The organism is Janthinobacterium saanense (genome assembly GCF_014200675.1).
Taxonomy (GTDB): domain Bacteria; phylum Pseudomonadota; class Gammaproteobacteria; order Burkholderiales; family Burkholderiaceae_D; genus Janthinobacterium.
In genome coordinates this window covers 401,558-419,142 of sequence record NZ_JACHCI010000002.1, presented here as the reverse complement: position 1 = coordinate 419,142, position 17,585 = coordinate 401,558, and the positions used below count along the sequence as shown (strand labels likewise).

The following is a 17,585-nucleotide window of genomic DNA, read 5'->3' as shown; positions in this document are numbered from 1 at the left end:
GGACAAAGCTAGAACTTGTTCCAATTGTTATGCCGGTGCTCCGTGGCTTCCTTGAGCAAATGGCTGGCCTGCAAGGCATCGTCCGCCTGCACGGTCATCGCCAGTTCCTGCAGCGCGGGTGGGTATTCGTGGTGGGCCGATTCTTGCAGCAGCGCGCGGCTTTTGGCCAGATCGGGGACCACGCCGCGGCCCTCGCGGTAGGCGTTGTACAGTAAAAACATGGCGTGGGCATTGCCCAGCTCGCTGGAAACGGCCAGCCAGCGGGCGGCCTCTGTCTGGTCTTTGGTCACGCCTTCGCCATTGGCCGCCAGCAGGCCCAGCATCAGCGCCGCTTTTGCATGCTGCTGTTCGGCCGCCTGGCGGTACCACAGCCAGGCTTGTCCGGGTTGTGATTGCCGCAGCATCTGGCCCAGTTCGAAGGCCGCTTCCGTGTCGCCGGCACGCGCTGCCTGCTCAAACAGCTGTAAAGCTTCGTCGCGGCGTTCGGCGCGAGGCTGGTAGACCAGCGCCAGTTCACGTTCGGCCACCGGCAAGCCTGACTCTGCCCAGCGGCGCACGCGGCGCTCGGCCGTGGCGTCATGGGCCTGGCGCGCCTGCATGGCGGCCGCCTCGATTTCCGCCGAGCTGGGCGGTGTTGATGACTGGCAAGCGGCAAGCGCGGCTGCCAGTGCCAGCGAGGTGAGGGACAGATAATGTTTCATCGTGGTCTGCTTCCTGGAATGAATGGACCGTAACTGGCGCGTTACGGTCCGTCCTGCTTATTTACTTAAATCAATCGCATACTTGGCAAAACCGCTGGCGTCGAGTCCGCCTTCGGCCACCACGTTGGCAATCCCGCTGCTTTTCGCCAGCGCCAGGTGGCCGGGGGCCGAGCGCAGGATCACGGGGCCGCTGGTGGCCGTCTTGACGAAACTCCAGCTGCGCGCGCTGCCATTGGCCGCCAGGGTCACCTTGCCGCCCTTGCCGCTGAGGGCTGCCAGGTAATTGCTGACGATGGCCTGGTTGGCGTCCGGCGACTTGATGATGGTCTTGCTGCCGTCGATGCCAGGCACGGCGCCGCCGCCACCGGCGCGGTAGTCATTGGTGGCGACGATAAAATCATCGCCGTCCAGCACCGCCGCGCCCTTGTACATGAGGTTGACGATGCGGCTACCAAGCGGTTTCGTCACGTCGATCTGGTACGTCAAGGCATTGTTTTCGGCGTAGAACACGTCATAGTTATAGATCGTGCCATACGACGGCACCAGGTCTTGCTCGGCGGCCTTCGCTGGGTCGATCTGGGCAAACTGTTTGGCCGAGGTTTCCAGCCAGGCACGCAAGTCCGAGCCTTTGATCTTCACGGCTTGCAGATTGTTGTTGCTGTACAAATACAAGTCGCCCGGATTGCGCACTTGCAAGCCGATTGGCGCGGCTGGCGTGGCGCCGGACGCCACGTCCGTGAAGTCGGACGGCCCGTTGCGGCCCGCCTTGAAGGGCGCGCTGCAGGAAATCACGGGAATGTTTTTGTAGCTGGCCAAGGTGGCGTCGGTGCTGCTGGCGATGAAGTTTTTTACATAGTCCAGCTGTGCCTGGTTGACCAGCTGGATGGCGCTGACGTCGCCCACCAGCGCAAAATAGGCCGACATTTCAAAATCCGTGCTGATGCCCAGCGGCTGTTTGGCGTAGGCGATGGTGGCGGCATGTTCGGTGGCGACCAGCGGGGCGATGGCCGGGTCGGCCTTGACCAGGGTAGCGCCATCGGTGTACTTGAAGCCGCGCGATTCCACTGTCGTTTTGGCTGGCTGCACCACCCATTTTCCGCTTTGGTAGGCGAGGGTCATCTTGATGATGCCCAAACGGCGGCCCCAGCTTTGCGCCATCACCGTCGGCACGCCGTTGACGAAACCGTTGACAGGGTCGATCCTGGCGCTGGCCGGGAAGGAGGCGAACGAGGCGTCCAGCGCGGCTGCGCCCACTTCCTTGCCTTTTGGGAAGATCAAGTGCGAGTGGCCTATCATCAGCGCATCGATGCCGGTGCTGGTCAAATGATAACTGCCGTTTTCCATTTTCGGGCTGTAGGGGCTGGTGTCCAGGCCGCCGTGCGACAGCGCCACCACCAGGTCGGCGCCCTTGCTGCGCAATTCAGGCACATATTGCTTGGCCGCTTCCTGCACGCCCGTTACGCTGACTTTGCCTGCCAGTACTTTTTGATCCCATTCCAGGATTTGCGGCGGCACAAAGCTCATCACACCCACATTGATCTTGACGTTGAGCTTGCTGCCATCGGGCGCGACGGCGGCGAAATCGCGCGGCAACAGTACATACGGCTGGAAGATCGGCTTGCCGCTGGCCACGCCCACCACATTGCTGAGCACGGATGGGTAGGCTGGCGCGCCACAGGTGCCGGCCGGTTTCACCACGCCAGGGATGCCGAAATCGGTATTGGTGATTTGCGACAGGAAAGGCAAGCCGTAGTTGAATTCGTGGTTGCCCATGCCGCCCGCGTCGTACTTGAGCGCATTCATGGCCTTGTGCACGGCCAGGGTGCCCGAGCAAGGCACGGGCGCAGCGACGGCTTGCCAGTCGGCAAGCAAGGTACCCTGGATCACGTCGCCATCGTCGAGCAGGATATTGTTCGGACTTTCCGCGCGCGCGCCCTGTATCAGGGTAGAGGTGCGGTCCAGGCCCAGGCTGGTATCTTCGGCCAGCGCATAATAGTTGTAGCCGAGCACATTCGAATGGATGTCCGTGGTTTCCAGCAAGGCCAGGGTCACCGTCGTGCCTTCGGGAATGGCTGGCGTATTCGAGCTGCCGTTACAGCCGGCCAAGCCTGCGCTGGCCAGCGCCGCGACCATGGCGGTCACCATCGAATTTGTTTTCATTGCTATCCTCACAAATATTCAAAGGACGCGACTGTAACGCTGTGATATGACGGCACGATGACAGTCTGGCAAGGCGCATGGATGCTGCTTTTATGCGGGAGACCAGGCGAGCGTGCAGCCGCGCCCCTGTGACTTGGCTGCGTACAGGGCGATGTCGGCGCGCTGCAGCAGGGTTTCGACAGTATCTGTATCGTGCATCCGCATGGCGATGCCCGCGCTGTAGGATAGCGCGAAGCCCAGCTCCCCGGCCGAATGCTGTTGCAGCCATAGGCGCAGGCGCTCGTCATACGCGATTACCGCAGCGAGGTCGGCACAGTTGAGCAGCACGCAGAATTCCTCGCCGCCATAACGGCAGGACTGGTCGCCGGCGCGGCTGACGGCCCGCAAGCCGTTCACGAAAAGCTGCAAGGCATGGTCGCCAACGGCATGGCCATGCGTATCGTTGATTTGCTTGAAATAACCACGGACAACACCATCATCGCGTTGGACGACAAGGCAAACAACTGGTTGACCAGGTGGGGTGCATAGAAATTCGGAAACTCAGCGGTATAGAACGCGCCCAGCACGCCGCGCAAGGCCAGCACCACCATCTGGATCGACAGCGATATGACCAACAGCCAGCGCCAGCGTCCAACTGGCACCTGCGGCGCGCGGCACAGGCTCAGCACCACGGTGGCGATCTGCAAGGCCAGCAGGCCGTTGGCCCAGCCGACCCGAAACGCATAGTTGGAAAAACCGATGCCATAGCCGGCAGTCATGAGTATGGCAATCACGGCCGCAGCGCGCGCGCCCGGCTTGCGGCCACACCATAGTTCGAAGGCCATCGCATTGAACACCATGCCGGAAGAGACGCTGGCCATCGCGAGCGTCGACAGCAGCTGGTCGGCCCAGCTGCCCCGCTGGCAGGTGCTCGATAACAGCAGGAAAATCCAGCCCGCCGTTTGCAGCGCGATGCCGGTTTGCGCGTAGCGCGCGGCCCGGTTCACCCGCCCCATGAAATACGGCAAGGCCACGGCCATGATCAACAGATTGACTGTCATGGCAATCACCAGGGAAGATACGTCGATTCTCAGCACTAATGACACTTTCAGAAATAATTACGGAGACCGTATTATCATAATGAAAGCGGTACAAGGGTAGCCTTTTCGCAACTGTTCGCCTCATGCAAGGCTTATGTGCAGGCGGCCACCGCTTTGGCCAGCCAGCTGGCATCGATGCGGCCCAGGCGCCGGGTGCAGACCTCATGCTCAGCATTCAGTATCACTGTGTACGGCAAGCCACTGATTTGATTGCCAAATCTGCCCATCAGCATGTTTGCTGGCGGGGCCGCATGCGCTTGCTCATAGCTGGCGGGATGCTGTTGCAGAAAGCGCCGCGCCGCTTGCCGCTCATCGATGGCGATGCCGATCACGGCCGTGCGCCTTTGCCTGGCCGCTTGCGCGTTCAGCAGCGGCAATTCCGCCACGCAGGGCACGCAGTTGCTGGCCCAGAAATTGAGGACCACGGGCCGGTGCTTGACACTGTTCAGGCTAACCTGGCCGTCGCCTGTGAGCCTGGGCAAGTCCAGCTGCAGCGGCGCCGCGCTGGCGGTGTTGATGCCCAGCAGCAGTATCAGCAAGCCGTGTTTCATTCCGATCCCACCGCCGCATCGGTGATGCGGTAGTACAAGCCCATGCTGTCATTGGCCAGCACCTTGAATTTACCTTGCATGACGATGGGGGCGTAGGTGAATTTCACAGGCGTCCTGCTTTTGATCTCGACCACGCCCTCGGGGCCGGCCGGCAGACAGAACGGGCAACTGGCGGAGGTCACGGTCAGCAAAAAATGTTTTTGCTTCTGGCCCGGCTCCAGCGGCATCATGAAACCCTGGACTTTTACATCGGTATTGTCGAGGGCGCTGATTTCCGGCGTGTACTGCGGCACCATGCGGCCTTTTTTCGCTTTCACCGTGGTGGCCTTGCCCAGCAAGCTCCACGATACGACACCCGGAATATCGGTCAAGGGGGCAAAAAACGAGGGCGGCTGCTCGACGGCGCCGGCCATGGCCCATGTGCTGGCCGAGGCGGACAAGAGGGCGCAAGCCGATAAAACGATGATTTTCAACATGGGTAGTCCTTTAGTGGGATCTGGCCAGGGTGGCGGCGATATCGGTGCGGTAGGCGCGCGCGGCGGGCAGGGCGGCGGCCAGCAGCCCCACCACCACGGCGATCAATGGAAGCCAGGCTTCGCCATCGACGATGCGCCAGGTGTGCAGATGTAATTGCTGCGCACTGCCCAGGCTTGCCGCCAGCACGCCCACGCCCAGGTGGCCCAGCAGCCAGCCGGCCAGCGCGCCGGCCAGCGACAGCAGCAAGCCTTGCGCCAGCAGCAGCCGCAGCAGTTTGGCCGGGCTGGCGCCCAGGGTGCGCAAAATCGCCATATCGGTCTTGCGCTCTTCCAGCGCGCCATACAGCGCCACGAACATTGACAAGGCGGCCACCAGCAGCACGCCGCCGGCGATCGCCCGCAGCACGTCCATGCCTATGCCCAGCAAATCGAACAGCCGCGCCGCCTCGAATGCCGGTTGCGCCGCCTGCAGCCGGGGCTGGCTATTGACCCAGCGCGGCATGCTGACGGCCGCCAGCGGCGAGGCATATTCGACCAGCACCGCCGTCAGCTCGCGCTCGGCCGCCGGTTTTTGCGCTTCGTCGGGATCGGTTTCATGCACGCGCCAGACCGAATCGACGGGCGTCAATATCAGGCGGTCCAGCACGCTACCGGTCGGCTGCAAGATGCCCACCACCGTGTACGGCGCATGGTCGTGCAGTTCGCCACCGGCCGTCAAACCGTGCGAACCGGCAAATTTGGCGCCGATGGTGGCGTGCGTTTCACGCGCGGCCAGGGCGCCAAACACGGCTTGCATGGGGCGTTCGAACAGTTTGCCCTGCGCCAGGTGCGCGTCGTAATGCCCGGCATAACTGGCATTCGTGCCGACGATGCGAAAACCGTGGAAATTGTCGCCCAGGGCCAGCGGAATGGCCGTCTTGACCAGCGGATGCGTGGCCAGCGCCTGCAAGATGGGGTAGGGCACGTTGCCGGTTGGAATATCGACGTGGTAGACGGAAGACAAGATCAGTTGCAGCGGCGAACCCTTGGCGCCCACCACCAGGTCGATGCCCTCGGCGTCGCGCAGCGCGCCTTCTTCCAGCTGGGTGGAAACGGCCAGGATAAAGGTCATCATGGCGATGCCGATCGCCATCAATAATAAATTCAGGGCCGTGCCCAAGGGCTTGTGGCGCAAGGCTTTCCAGGCCAGGGACAGCGCATTCATGCGGCCTCCCGCAGTGCAGATAAACGCAAAACGCTGGCGCCCGGCAAGGCGGCCAGCACGCGCGCGTCGTGGCTGGCGATCAATAGCGAGGCGCCGGCCTGTTCCGCCTGGCTGGCCAGCAATTGCACCACGGCCGCGCAAGCCTGGTCGTCGAGATTGGCGGTCGGCTCATCAGCCAGGATGAGCTTGGGCCGCATCACCACGGCGCGTGCGATGGCGGCCCGTTGCCGCTGGCCGCCGCTCAGCTGATGCGGGTAGGCGCCCAGCTTGTCGCCCAGGCCCAGGGTGTCGAGCAAGTCTGCCGCACGGCCAGGATCGGGCCGCTGCCCGCTGGCGTAGGCGGGCAGCAGCACGTTTTCCAGCACCGACAGGCTGGCCACCAGCGCAAGTTGCTGCGGCAGCAAGCCGACGGCCCGGCCGCGCCAGCCGTCGCGCTGGCGCGGCGTCAGTTGCGACAACTCCATGCCCGCCACTTCCAGCTTGCCCGCTTGCGGCGTGAGTATGCCTGCCAGCAAATGCAACAGGGTGGACTTGCCCGAGCCCGATGGGCCCAGCAGCAAACCATGGCGGCCTGCGGGCAAGTGAAAGGCATCGACCGATAACACGGGTCGACCATGGCCATAGCCATAGCTGAGGGAAGCGAGGTGGAGCATGAAGCCTCTGGTCTGGTCAAAAAAATACTGTGTGAAGAATGCTGCACAAATGCAAGTGAGCTGCATTATAATTTAAAAACGCAATCAACTTGCATTACTGAATGTATCACCAGCCCTGTATCGCTTATCCGCTGTTTCCACTTCATCTCTAGGATTTTCCATGACGCAACATCGCAAACTTCCCGTGACCGTCCTGTCCGGTTTTCTCGGTGCGGGCAAGACCACCTTGCTCAATCACATACTGCGCAACCGCGAAGGCAAGCGCGTGGCCGTCATCGTCAACGACATGAGCGAAGTCAATATCGACGCCTCGCTGGTCAAGGAAAGCGCGGACGCGTCCGGCGCGGCTCTGTCGCGCACCGAGGAAAAACTGGTCGAGATGTCGAATGGTTGCATCTGCTGCACCCTGCGCGACGATTTATTGCTGGAAGTGCGCCGCCTGGCCCAGGAAGACCGCTTCGATTACCTCTTGATCGAATCGACGGGCGTGGGCGAACCGATGCCGGTGGCCGCCACCTTTGATTTTGAAGATGAAAACGGCGATAGCCTGAACGACGTGGCCCGCATCGACTGCATGGTCACCGTGGTCGACTGCGCCAACCTGCTCAATGACTTCGGCAGCGAAGACACCCTGGAGCAACGCGGCGAAATCGCCGGCGAGGGCGATGACCGCCAGCTGGCCAATTTGCTGACGGAACAGATCGAATTTGCCAATGTGATCGTGCTCAACAAGGTGGACATGGTCGATGCGGCCGAGCGCCTGCGCGTGCTGGGCGTGATCAAGGCCTTGAACCCTGGCGCGCGCGTGATTGAAACCAATCAATCCGTGGTGCCGCTGGACGCCATCATGGGCACCGGCCTGTTTGATCTGGAAGAGGCGGCCAGCATGCCGGGCTGGGCCCAGGAGCTGGCGGGCGTACATAAGCCGGAGACAGAAGAGTACGGCATCAGCAGCTTTGTGTACCGCGCCAGGGAACCGTTCCATGCGCAGCGCCTGCATGACTATATTTCGCAGCCGATTGCCGGCGTGGTGCGCAGCAAGGGGTATTTCTGGCTGGCCAGCCGCCCGGAATGGGTGGCCAGCCTGTCCGGCGCGGGCAAGCTGATCAATATTGAACCGGTCGGCCTGTGGTGGGCTTCCGTGCCGAAAGAGCGCTGGCCGACCGACGCCGAAACCCTGGCCGAACTGAAGGCAAGCTGGACCGAACCCCATGGCGACCGCTACCAGGAAATCGTCTTTATCGGCCAGGACATGGACCAGGCGGCCATCGAAGCGGACTTGAAAAAATGCCAGCTGAACTTTACCGAAACGCGCAAGGGCATGGCTGCCTGGCGCACCTTGCCCGATCCTTTCCCGCAATGGCAGCGTATGGAAGAGCTGGAAGAAGAGGAAAACTAACCATGAACAGGAAGCGAGCATGACAGAATTGATACCGGTCACCATCATCACCGGTTTTCTCGGCAGCGGGAAAACCACTTTATTGAAACGCATCTTGCAAGCGGACCACGGTTACCGCATTGCCGTGATCGAAAACGAGTTTGCCGCCGAAAGCATCGACCATGCGCTGCTGGTGCAAGAGCGCGACGAGCAGATCGTGGAAATGAACAATGGCTGCATTTGCTGCAGCGTGCGCGGCGACTTGATACGCATCCTCGGCGAGCTGCATGCCAAACGCGAGGCGGGCACGATAGCGTTTGACCATGTGATTATCGAGACGACGGGCCTGGCCGCGCCGGGGCCGGTGGCGCAAACCTTTTTTGCCGAACCATCCGTCAGCGAGTTTTACATGCTCGACGCCATTTTGACGGTGATCGATGCGCGCCATGCGCAACAGCAATTGACATTGCACAAGGAAGCGCAGGAGCAAGTGGGCTTTGCCGACCGCATCCTGCTGTCGAAAACGGATCTGGTCAGCAAGGACGAACTGGCTGCCTTGCGCCAGCGCCTGGTGGCCATCAATTGCCGCGCCAGCATACAAAAAGTGAGCTTCGGCAATGTGCCGCTGCGCGATATCCTCAATATCCGTGGCTTTAACCTGAACGCCATCGTCGAACTGGAGCCGGATTTCCTCGGCGAACTGGGCCATCGCCATGGCGACGGCGTGCAATCGTTTGTGTACCACCAGCCGCAGGCGATGGACCTGATGCAGGTGGAAAACTTCCTCGATGCCGTGGTGCAAATCTTTGGCACGCAGTTGATGCGCTACAAGGGCATCTTGCACATTGCCGGCACGCCATGCCGCGCCGTCTTCCAGGGCGTGCACATGCTGATGGGTTCGGAACTGGGCGCACCGTGGCGCGACGGTGAAACGCGGGCCAGCAAGATGATCTTTATCGGCCGCGACTTGCCGCAGGATATGCTGATCCGTGGCCTGGACAAGTGCGTGGCCGGCGTCAGTCCCGCCATCATGGAGGCGGCGTGAGCGTGGAAGCGGGCTTGCCCGCCCTGGCGCTGATCTTTATCCTCGGCATGCGGCACGGACTGGAACCCGACCACCTGGCCGCCGTCGATGGTCTGACCATGCGCAGCATGCCGACTCACCCACGCTGGATGCCATGGATGGGCGGCATGTTTGCCCTGGGCCATGGCATCACCGTGCTGGCCATCATCGCTGCGGCGGCCATGGCGTCGAGCGAACTGGCCTTGTCGCCGGAAGTGTTTGACGCGCTGGAGTGGCTGCCGATTGCCTTGCTGTTGATCATCGCCGTGATGAATGGCCGCTCCTTGCTCAGCAAGCAAGGTCCGGTCCTGGCCAGCGTGCGCAGCCGCATCTTGCCGCCGTGGCTGCGCGGCGCATCCGGCCCGGTGGCAGGCGTGCTGGTCGGCATGCTGTTTGCGCTGGTGGTCGACACCGCCGTGCAGGCGGCGGCCTGGGGTTATGCCGCCGTGGCCCTGGGCGGCATGGGCCCGGCGTTGATGACGGGCCTGGTATTTACCTTGGGCATGGGTGTGACGGATTTGTTCGACGGCTGGGTCACGGCCAGGGTCATGCGCACCGGCAAGGAAGACGTGATGCGCGCCTTCCGTCGCCGCCTGGGCTGGCCCATCGTCGCCATCTGCCTGCTGATGGCGCTCTACCTGGCAGCCAGCAAGCTGCAGCCCGAACTTGCCTTGTCCGACGCCTGGTATGCGGCCGTGGGCGCAGCGATGGTGCTGCTGATGGCAGGCTTATATGGCTGGACCTTGTATGGCTTGCGCCAGGCACGGCCCTGAGTCTGCTTATTTGCCTGGCTTATTTGCAGCGCGGGCACAGTCCCTTGATCAGGTAATCGACTTCGCCGCCGCTGAAACCTTCTGGCAAGGCAACGGGGGCGGGCAGCTTGACTTCATTGAAGCAGGTCACGTCGGCGCAGCGCGTGCACTGGAAATGCGCGTGTTCGTGCGCCTGGTGGCCGGCGCCTGCGCTGAAGCGCCATACCTGGTCGGCGCCCGCGATGCGGTGCACCAGCTCATTTTCAGTCAGCCATTCCAGCACGCGGTACAAGGTGACGGAATCGATATCGCTGTCTTGCGACAAGGCTTGCTGGATTTCATGGTGGGTTTGCGAGCGATTGTGCGACAGCAGATAGTCGAGCACTTTCACGCGTGTCTTGGTGACGCGGGCGTTGGTGCTGCGTATCAGTGTTTCGGCTTGCGGGGTAGAAGAAGATGTCAACATAATATGGCCTGCTTATGGTGGCCGGGCGCGCGGCATGATCGCCGTGTCCTTGCCACACTCTAAGGCCGTATCTTAGCATGCGTGCTCAGGGCCTGAACATCCAATAGCGCCCGGCAGGGGTATCGACGGGGTCGAGGAAGCGCTGGTCGGCCCGCGCCTGCTTGTGTATCAGGTAAAACATGTCGGACAGGGCCGAGCGTTTTTCAGCAAAATACATGTGTTTGACAAAGCCCGTATCCACCGCGGTTGCGTCGATGGTTTCCACGCCGGCCACGATCTGCATGCCCGGCCCGCTGTCTCCCGCGCGCGCATAGCCGTGCACGGCTTTCGAGGCGGCCAGCGCCAGGTCGTCCGACGATGCATACAGGGTGAGGGGATTGCGGGCCTGGGCCAGTTGCGGGGCGATATCGTTTTTGAACACGGCGGCATCGATATCGGGCGCGGCAAGGATGATCTCGCTGATCTTTTGCGCCAGCAGCGGCTGGGTCGCCATCAAGGCCGCGATGGCGCGCGTCAAGCCCCGGCTGCCCATGCTGTGGGCGATCAGGAAGACATTCTGCGCGGCCGTCCTGGCGAGAAAATCGCTTAAAAAACCCAGGATGTGGGGCGTGCTCCATTCGATATTGTTTTCATCGACGGTGTAGCCGGACAAGTCCCCCTGCGATGGCCAGCTGTAAAACACGGGCGCGCCATCAAAACCCAGGTCATAGGCCATCTGCCCCGTGCGCCGCGCCGCATCTTCAAACGTGACGTTGTAGCCATGGATAAACAAAAAAGCGTTCTTGCCGGCCGAGGCGGCGATCTGTGCGCTCAAAGCGGCATAAAAACCATCCGCATCCTGCACATCGGCGGTCAGCAGCACCACATGCTTGGCCGGGTCGTCGCGAAATTCCAGCCGCCACAGCGAAGGTGATTCCAGCTGGCCCATGCGGTGGTCGCGCGGGATGCTGATGTCGCAACTGCCATAGCTGAGCGTGTCCTGCTCGGCGCTGGGGGCATTGCGCGCACCGCTGAAACGCTGGGCCGGCGGCTTGCCCAGGTCGCGCTGGCGGTCGGTGGCGAAATAGGTCTTGATGACGGCATAGTTCGACACCACGCCGCCGCTTTTCTCGTTTGCTTCCATTATTTCGGCGGTGGCGGAGGGCAGGCGTAGCTGGGCCAGCAAGCCTTGCGCGGCAAACAGGCTGGCCATATCATCCGCCACCCTGGCGGTAGACAAGGCTTGCGCCAGCACCAGGCGCAAGGGTTCGGATGCAGCATCGGTTTCCAGCGCCGTGATGGCTGCCAGGATGGCCGCCGCGCTGTCGAACTTGCCGATGGCCGTTTTCAGCTGCTGGTAATAGCGGGTAACAGGCTCGGGAGCATGGCCGGGCGCGCCTTGTTCGATGGCGGCCACGACGGCGGAAGTGATCAGGTCCATCTGCGCCACCTTATGCATGTTGTCTATATTGCCATAAGATCACGCTACAGGCGGCTTGTCCAGCGCAGCGCGCATGCCGCGCATATCTGTGTCAAACCTGTATCAATATTGCCGCTCGTCGCCAGCCTGCTGGGCCAGCGATTGCAGCGGCGCCACATCCTGGCTGCCACGGCTGATATGGCCGGGGATGGCCACGCGCACGGGTTTGCTGTGCATATTGTTGGATGACAAGACGTTTGTCGTGATGTCCGGTGCGGCGTTCCACACGGGGTCGTCCATGCCTTCGAACACGCGTTTCAGCTGCTCGCCCCAGGTATCGCGGATCATGCGGAAATACTGGTTCTTTTCATCGATGGTCACAAAACGCGTGACAGCCAGCTTATCTGTTTCATACACCAGCAGGTCGAGCGGCAAGCCCACCGAGATATTCGAGCGCAGGGTGGAATCCATGGAGATCAGCGCGCACTTGGCCGCTTCATCCAGGCGGGTTGCCGGATTGATCACCCGATCGAGGATAGGCTTGCCATACTTGGCTTCGCCGATCTGGAAATAGGTGTTTTCATCATGGGACTCGATGAAATTGCCTGCGGAATACACCTGGAACAAGCGGCAGCGCTCGGTCCCGATCTGGCCGCCCAGGATGATGCTGACGTTAAAGTCGATGCCGGAATCGGCCAGCGCCTTGGCTTCGCGCTGGTGCACGGCGCGCACGGCGTCGCCGACGATGCGGGCCGCCTCGTACATGCTGGACACGTTCCAGATGCTGCGTCCGTCGGCATCGACGTGTTCAGCCACGATCTGGCGTATCGCCTGCGAAATCGACAGGTTGCCGGCCGTCATCATGACCAGCATGCGGTCGCCGGGATTTTCAAATACGCTCATCTTGCGGAAGGTGCCCACCTGGTCCACGCCCGCATTGGTGCGGGAGTCGGACAGGAAAACCAGGCCTTCATTGATACGTATGGCAACACAATAAGTCATCGTAGCGCTTGTAAAGGGAGCAAAGGGAAAGGATTCTACACCAGACGCGCTGGTCGCTAACGGGTCAGGATCTGCACCTCCACCGACATGCTTTCCTGGCCGCCACCCTGGCGCACGCCGCGCACGGGGGCGGCGGAGTCGTAGTCGCGGCCGATGGCCAGGCGGCAATAGGCGTCCGTCATCAGGCGCGCATGGGTCACGTCGATGCTGACCCAGCCCTGAAAATCGCTGTCCACGGCCCAGGCGTCGACCCAGGCGTGGCTAGCGGCGTGGCCGGTGGTTTCCGGATCGATATAGCCGGAAACGTAACGGGCCGGGATGCCCCAGGCGTGGCAGCAAGCCAGGAAAAGATGGGCGTGGTCCTGGCAGACGCCGCGCCCCAGCGCCAGCGCGTCTGCGGCAGTAGTGCTGACCATGGTGGCGCCGCTTTCATAGGCAACTTTAGCGGCGATGTTTTCCGCCAGGCGCAGCAAGTGCTGCGTGTTGGCGGCCGTGCTGCGCTCTGGCAGGCTGCTGGCCGCCAGGTCCACGATGGCTGGCCCCGCGTCTGTCAGCCGGGTCGGCATGGTAAACAACAGCGGCGACAGGGACTCAATCAGGTTCAGCCGGCCTTGGTACGGATAAATGGTTTCCACCACGCCATGCGCCACCAGGCTCAGGGCTTGATGATGGCCATTGATGGTCAGCATATGCGACAGATTGCCATAGGCATCCGTGTAGGCGTGGCACTGGCCCGGCGTGGACAGCTGCCATGACAGCGCGCGCTGCTGCGGCTCGATACGCGGCGTCAGGTGCAGTTGCTGGATGGTATGGGCCAGCGGCGCGCTGTAGGCGTACTGTGTTTCGTGGCGGATAGTGATCTGCATCAGGCCGCCAGGGGAACGAGGAAGTCGCGGCTGACACGGTTGCCCAGTTCATAGATGCTTTCCAGGAACTCGGTCAGGGTCTGGTGCAAGCCTGCTTTCATGATGTCGTCGATATGGCCGAACTTCAGCTGTGCGTGCAGCTTGCCGGCAAAGCGTTCTGTATCGGCCGATACATCGTTGCGGAGCTGGCGCAGATTGTCGACCACGTCATCCATGCAAGCGAGCAGGGAGCGAGGCATGTCGCCGCGCAGCATCAGCAATTCGGCCACGCGCTCGGGCGTGATGACGTCGCGATACACCTTGCGGTAGATTTCAAAACCGGACACGGAGCGCAGCAGGGCCGCCCAGTAATAAAAATCGCGCTGCTGCACGTCTTTTGCGGCTTCTTTGGCGCCATGGAATTTCACGTCGAGGATGCGCGCCGTATTGTCGGCCCGCTCCAGAAAGGTGCCCAGGCGAATGAAATGGATGGCTTCATCTTTCAGCATGGTGCCTAAAGTAACGCCGCGCGACAGATGCGAGCGGTATTTCACCCATTCGAAAAACTGGCTGGGATCGGTTTCCAGCAGCTTGCTGTTCAAGCGCTTTTGCATGTCGAGCCAGGTGGCGTTCTGGATTTCCCACACTTCCGTGGTCAGCGTGCCGCGCACGGCGCGCGCGTTTTCGCGGGCAGCCGTCAGGCAGGCCATGATGGAAGAGGAGTTATCGGGATCGCGCACCATGAAGTCGAGCATGTCCTGGGTCTGGAATTTGCCACCGGATTGGCCATATTTCTCGTCATACGCACTTTGCAGCTCGGAAATGCCCAGGGTGGCGCGCCAGCCTCGCTCGGCGTCCGCCTCGGATTGGGGCAGCATGGCCGTTTGCATATTCACGTCCAGCATGCGGGCCGTGTTTTCGGCGCGCTCGGTGTAGCGCGCCATCCAGAATAAGTGATCGGCGGTTCTGCTCAGCATTATTGTTCACCTCCCAAAGCCATCGCTTGTTCCAGTATCCAGGTGTCCTTGGTGCCGCCGCCCTGCGAAGAGTTGACCACCAGCGAGCCTTCGCCCAGCGCCACCCGCGTCAGGCCGCCCGGCACCATGGAAATCGTCTTGCCGGACAGCACAAACGGCCGCAGATCGATGTGGCGTGGCGCAATGCCATTCTCAACGTAAGTGGGGCAGGCCGACAGGGCCAGGGTAGGCTGGGCGATATAGCCGGACGGATTGGCCAGCAGGCGCTGGCGGAAGTCATCGATCTGCGCCTTGCTGGAAGCAGGCCCGACCAGCATGCCGTAACCACCCGCGCCATGCACTTCCTTGACCACCAGCTGCGATAAATTGGCCAGCACATACGACAGGTCGGCCGGTTTGCGGCACTGGTAGGTGGGTACATTGTTCAATATCGGCTCTTCCGACAGGTAAAACTTGATCATGTCGGGCACGTAGGGGTAAATCGACTTGTCGTCGGCCACGCCGGTGCCGATGGCGTTGGCCAGGGTGACCCGGCCGGCACGGTAGACCGACAGCAGGCCCGGTACGCCCAAGGATGAGTCTGCGCGGAAGGCCAGCGGGTCGAGGAAATCATCATCGACCCTGCGGTAAATCACGTCCACGCGTTTCGGCCCGCGCGTGGTGCGCATGTAGACGGCATTGTCGTTGACAAACAAATCCTTGCCTTCCACTAATTCCACGCCCATTTGCTGGGCCAAAAAAGCGTGTTCGAAATAGGCCGAGTTATACATGCCCGGCGTCATGACGACCACCGTCGGATCATTGACGCCCATGGGCGCGACCGAGCGCAAGTTGTCGAGCAGCATGTCGGGATAATGGTCGACGGGGGCGATCCTGTTGCGGGCAAACAGGTCGGGAAACAGCCGCATCATCATCTTGCGGTCTTCCAGCATGTAGGACACGCCGGACGGCACGCGCAGATTGTCTTCCAGTACATAAAATTCGCCCTGGCCGGCGCGCACGATATCGACACCGGCAATATGCGCATAGATGTCGGACGCCACGTCTATGCCCTGCATTTCAGGCCGGTACTGGGCATTGCGGTAAATCTGCTCGGCCGGGATGATGCCCGCCTTGATGATGTTTTGCTCGTGATAAATATCATGCAAAAACATGTTCAGCGCTTGCACGCGCTGCACCAGGCCACGCTGCATCTGCGCCCATTCGGTGGCGGGAATGATGCGTGGAATGGTGTCGAAAGGAATCAGCCGTTCCGTGCCGGCATCATCGCCATACACCGCGAAGGTGATGCCGACGCGGCGAAACAGCAAGTCGGCTTCGGCCCGCTTGCGGGCGATGGTGTCAGGGGATTGCTGTTGCAGCCACTGGCTGAATTCACGGTAGTGTTCGCGTACCTTGCCATCCCTACCCACTTCATCCGCAGTCATTTCATTGAAAAAATTTGCCATGTTGTGATTTCCCTTGAGCCGTGGACATGCTTAGCTCAGCAGGAAGCGTGCCAGCAGAATAGCTGTGGGAAATATTAAAAATGATCATTTTTGTGGCACGGGGCAATCTCGCGCACCGGTCTGGTGCACAGCTAGCCGCGATTCAGGGCGGTGGCGTCACGAAGGGGCGGCAATCGACGGGAATATCGAAGATGAAAGTGGTGCCGGTCTCCGGCGCACTATCGACGGCAACGCTGCCGCCATGGCTTTCGGCCACGTTTTGCACATACGGCAGGCCGATGCCCCAGCCTGGAGTGGGGCCATGGTTTTCGCGGCGCAGGTATTCGAAGATGCGCGGTGTTTTATCGGGGGTGATCGGGCTGCCCGTATTGTGCACCGTGATGATCATGCGCCCGTGGGTTGCTTCCACATGCACGGTGATGGGATCGTCATCGCCATATTTGACTGCATTGTTGAGCAGGTTTTCCAGCGCGCGCCGCACCGAATTCTCGCACCACCAGCCGGTCACGGAAACACCGGACACGCGGCACTTGTCGCCATGCGGAAGGGACACCAGTTCGTTGACCTGGGCGCAGATAGCTTGCACCAGCGGCAAGATGTCGAATTGGCTGAGCGCCAGTGGCAGGCGCTGGCCTTGCTGGTAGCTGAGTGTGTCGAGCAATTCCTCTATCATGGTGTCGAGCCGGTGGCCATGCTCCAGTATTTTTTGCCCCAGGCCGCTGACGTTGGCGCGTTCCGGGAAACGTTGCAGCATCTGCGCCGCCGTGATGATGACGGACAGCGGGTTACGCATATCGTGCGACAGGCCGGCAGCGATGCGGCGCTGGAAACCTTCATGCATGGCGGTAAATTCGCGTATCGATTCGCGGATGCCCGTGTCGATCGAGGCGTTGATGATGCGCCAGTCATTGCGGCGCAAGGCGATCCCCGCTTCGCGCGCAGCGTCGGCAAAACAGTCGCGGAAGATCTGGTATTCCTGGATCACCTGTTCCGGCCCGTAATTGGTCATGCGGGCCCGTTCATTGCCATGCACGGCCGGCACATTGCTGTTGCTGGCCGCATTCTGGCGCGGATAGCCTGGCGTCAAGGCTTCGGCCAGGTTGTCGAAGAAAGCGGGCAGGGTATTGATCAATATGGGCGTTAGCAACTGGTCGGCGCCCTGCACGCTGGCACGCACGCGGTGTTCCCAGTCGGTCAGCACGGCTTCACGCAAGGCCAACAGGCGCTGTCCCCGTGCCGGCTGGCGGCGTTGGACGTGATGATGACTCGTTGCAATATTCACGCGACCTCCATGACGGAATGGGCAATGGGTCTTGCAGTATGCGCTGATTTAAGGGCTGGCGGGAATAATGCTTTTTTAAGAAAAAAGTATACGTATGATATGTATCAAGGCCCGCAGCCGCCTGGAGAGGGCAGCTGCGGGTGGCGGCT

The 17,585-nt window shown here is 61.4% G+C and carries 18 protein-coding genes; 3 read left to right on the top strand and 15 right to left on the bottom strand.

The window, feature by feature from the left end; genetic code table 11:
* Window positions 1-8: 8 nt before the first annotated feature.
* The 8 genes from HDE72_RS04760 to HDE72_RS04730 form a co-directional block, all read right to left on the bottom strand.
* The gene (locus HDE72_RS04760; protein ID WP_183737567.1) at window positions 9-701 is read right to left on the bottom strand and encodes a tetratricopeptide repeat protein; all 693 of its coding nucleotides are present in this window, start codon (window positions 699-701) and stop codon (window positions 9-11) included.
* A gap of 57 nt (window positions 702-758) precedes the next feature.
* Window positions 759-2,861 carry a bifunctional 2',3'-cyclic-nucleotide 2'-phosphodiesterase/3'-nucleotidase gene (locus tag HDE72_RS04755; protein WP_183737566.1) on the bottom strand — a complete coding sequence of 701 codons (2,103 nt, stop codon included), beginning with the start codon at window positions 2,859-2,861 and terminating at the stop codon, window positions 759-761.
* 90 nt (window positions 2,862-2,951) lie between these two features.
* The gene (locus tag HDE72_RS27690; protein WP_260176493.1) at window positions 2,952-3,269 is read right to left on the bottom strand and encodes a GGDEF domain-containing protein; all 318 of its coding nucleotides are present in this window, start codon (window positions 3,267-3,269) and stop codon (window positions 2,952-2,954) included.
* Complete coding sequence (locus tag HDE72_RS04750; RefSeq protein ID WP_260176492.1) at window positions 3,254-3,901, bottom strand: hypothetical protein; 648 nt, start codon at window positions 3,899-3,901, stop codon at window positions 3,254-3,256. Before HDE72_RS04750 ends, HDE72_RS27690 begins: the two co-directional genes overlap by 16 nt.
* 131 nt (window positions 3,902-4,032) lie before the next feature.
* Entirely contained in the window at window positions 4,033-4,491 is a 459-nt protein-coding gene (locus HDE72_RS04745) for a TlpA family protein disulfide reductase (protein ID WP_183737565.1), read from the bottom strand.
* Window positions 4,488-4,967: a DUF3299 domain-containing protein gene (locus tag HDE72_RS04740; protein WP_183737564.1), complete on the bottom strand. Its 480-nt coding sequence runs from the start codon at window positions 4,965-4,967 to the stop codon at window positions 4,488-4,490. Before HDE72_RS04740 ends, HDE72_RS04745 begins: the two co-directional genes overlap by 4 nt.
* 10 nt (window positions 4,968-4,977) lie before the next feature.
* Window positions 4,978-6,171 (bottom strand): ABC transporter permease, encoded by a 1,194-nt coding sequence (locus HDE72_RS04735; RefSeq protein WP_183737563.1) that lies wholly within the window; start codon window positions 6,169-6,171, stop codon window positions 4,978-4,980.
* Window positions 6,168-6,824: an ABC transporter ATP-binding protein gene (locus HDE72_RS04730; protein ID WP_183737562.1), complete on the bottom strand. Its 657-nt coding sequence runs from the start codon at window positions 6,822-6,824 to the stop codon at window positions 6,168-6,170. The genes HDE72_RS04735 and HDE72_RS04730 overlap by 4 nt, the downstream gene beginning before the upstream one ends.
* A gap of 160 nt (window positions 6,825-6,984) precedes the next feature.
* On the opposite strand from HDE72_RS04730, the gene zigA reads away from it, so the two are divergent.
* The 3 genes from zigA to HDE72_RS04715 are packed head-to-tail and all read left to right on the top strand — an operon-like array spanning window position 6,985 to window position 10,038.
* Window positions 6,985-8,223 (top strand): zinc metallochaperone GTPase ZigA, encoded by a 1,239-nt coding sequence (gene zigA / locus HDE72_RS04725; protein WP_183737561.1) that lies wholly within the window; start codon window positions 6,985-6,987, stop codon window positions 8,221-8,223.
* A 19-nt stretch (window positions 8,224-8,242) separates the two neighbouring features.
* Window positions 8,243-9,247: a CobW family GTP-binding protein gene (locus HDE72_RS04720; protein ID WP_183737560.1), complete on the top strand. Its 1,005-nt coding sequence runs from the start codon at window positions 8,243-8,245 to the stop codon at window positions 9,245-9,247.
* Window positions 9,244-10,038, top strand: a complete 795-nt coding sequence (locus tag HDE72_RS04715; protein ID WP_183737559.1) for a HoxN/HupN/NixA family nickel/cobalt transporter — start codon at window positions 9,244-9,246, stop codon at window positions 10,036-10,038. Before HDE72_RS04720 ends, HDE72_RS04715 begins: the two co-directional genes overlap by 4 nt.
* 19 nt (window positions 10,039-10,057) lie before the next feature.
* On the opposite strand, the gene HDE72_RS04710 is transcribed toward HDE72_RS04715, so the two are convergent.
* From HDE72_RS04710 to HDE72_RS27950, 7 genes are all read right to left on the bottom strand, one after another.
* Window positions 10,058-10,483 carry a Fur family transcriptional regulator gene (locus HDE72_RS04710; protein ID WP_183737558.1) on the bottom strand — a complete coding sequence of 142 codons (426 nt, stop codon included), beginning with the start codon at window positions 10,481-10,483 and terminating at the stop codon, window positions 10,058-10,060.
* An 85-nt stretch (window positions 10,484-10,568) separates the two neighbouring features.
* Window positions 10,569-11,903 (bottom strand): alpha/beta hydrolase, encoded by a 1,335-nt coding sequence (locus HDE72_RS04705; protein ID WP_183737557.1) that lies wholly within the window; start codon window positions 11,901-11,903, stop codon window positions 10,569-10,571.
* A gap of 102 nt (window positions 11,904-12,005) precedes the next feature.
* Window positions 12,006-12,884, bottom strand: a complete 879-nt coding sequence (locus HDE72_RS04700) for a proteasome-type protease (protein WP_183737556.1) — start codon at window positions 12,882-12,884, stop codon at window positions 12,006-12,008.
* Window positions 12,885-12,940: 56 nt separating this feature from the next.
* Window positions 12,941-13,750 (bottom strand): transglutaminase family protein, encoded by an 810-nt coding sequence (locus tag HDE72_RS04695; protein ID WP_183737555.1) that lies wholly within the window; start codon window positions 13,748-13,750, stop codon window positions 12,941-12,943.
* Window positions 13,750-14,706 carry an alpha-E domain-containing protein gene (locus tag HDE72_RS04690; RefSeq protein ID WP_183737554.1) on the bottom strand — a complete coding sequence of 319 codons (957 nt, stop codon included), beginning with the start codon at window positions 14,704-14,706 and terminating at the stop codon, window positions 13,750-13,752. The genes HDE72_RS04695 and HDE72_RS04690 overlap by 1 nt, the downstream gene beginning before the upstream one ends.
* Window positions 14,706-16,154: a circularly permuted type 2 ATP-grasp protein gene (locus HDE72_RS04685; RefSeq protein WP_183737553.1), complete on the bottom strand. Its 1,449-nt coding sequence runs from the start codon at window positions 16,152-16,154 to the stop codon at window positions 14,706-14,708. Before HDE72_RS04685 ends, HDE72_RS04690 begins: the two co-directional genes overlap by 1 nt.
* A 142-nt stretch (window positions 16,155-16,296) precedes the next feature.
* The gene (locus HDE72_RS27950) at window positions 16,297-17,436 is read right to left on the bottom strand and encodes a sensor histidine kinase (RefSeq protein WP_183737552.1); all 1,140 of its coding nucleotides are present in this window, start codon (window positions 17,434-17,436) and stop codon (window positions 16,297-16,299) included.
* Between the last annotated feature and the right edge of the window lie 149 nt (window positions 17,437-17,585).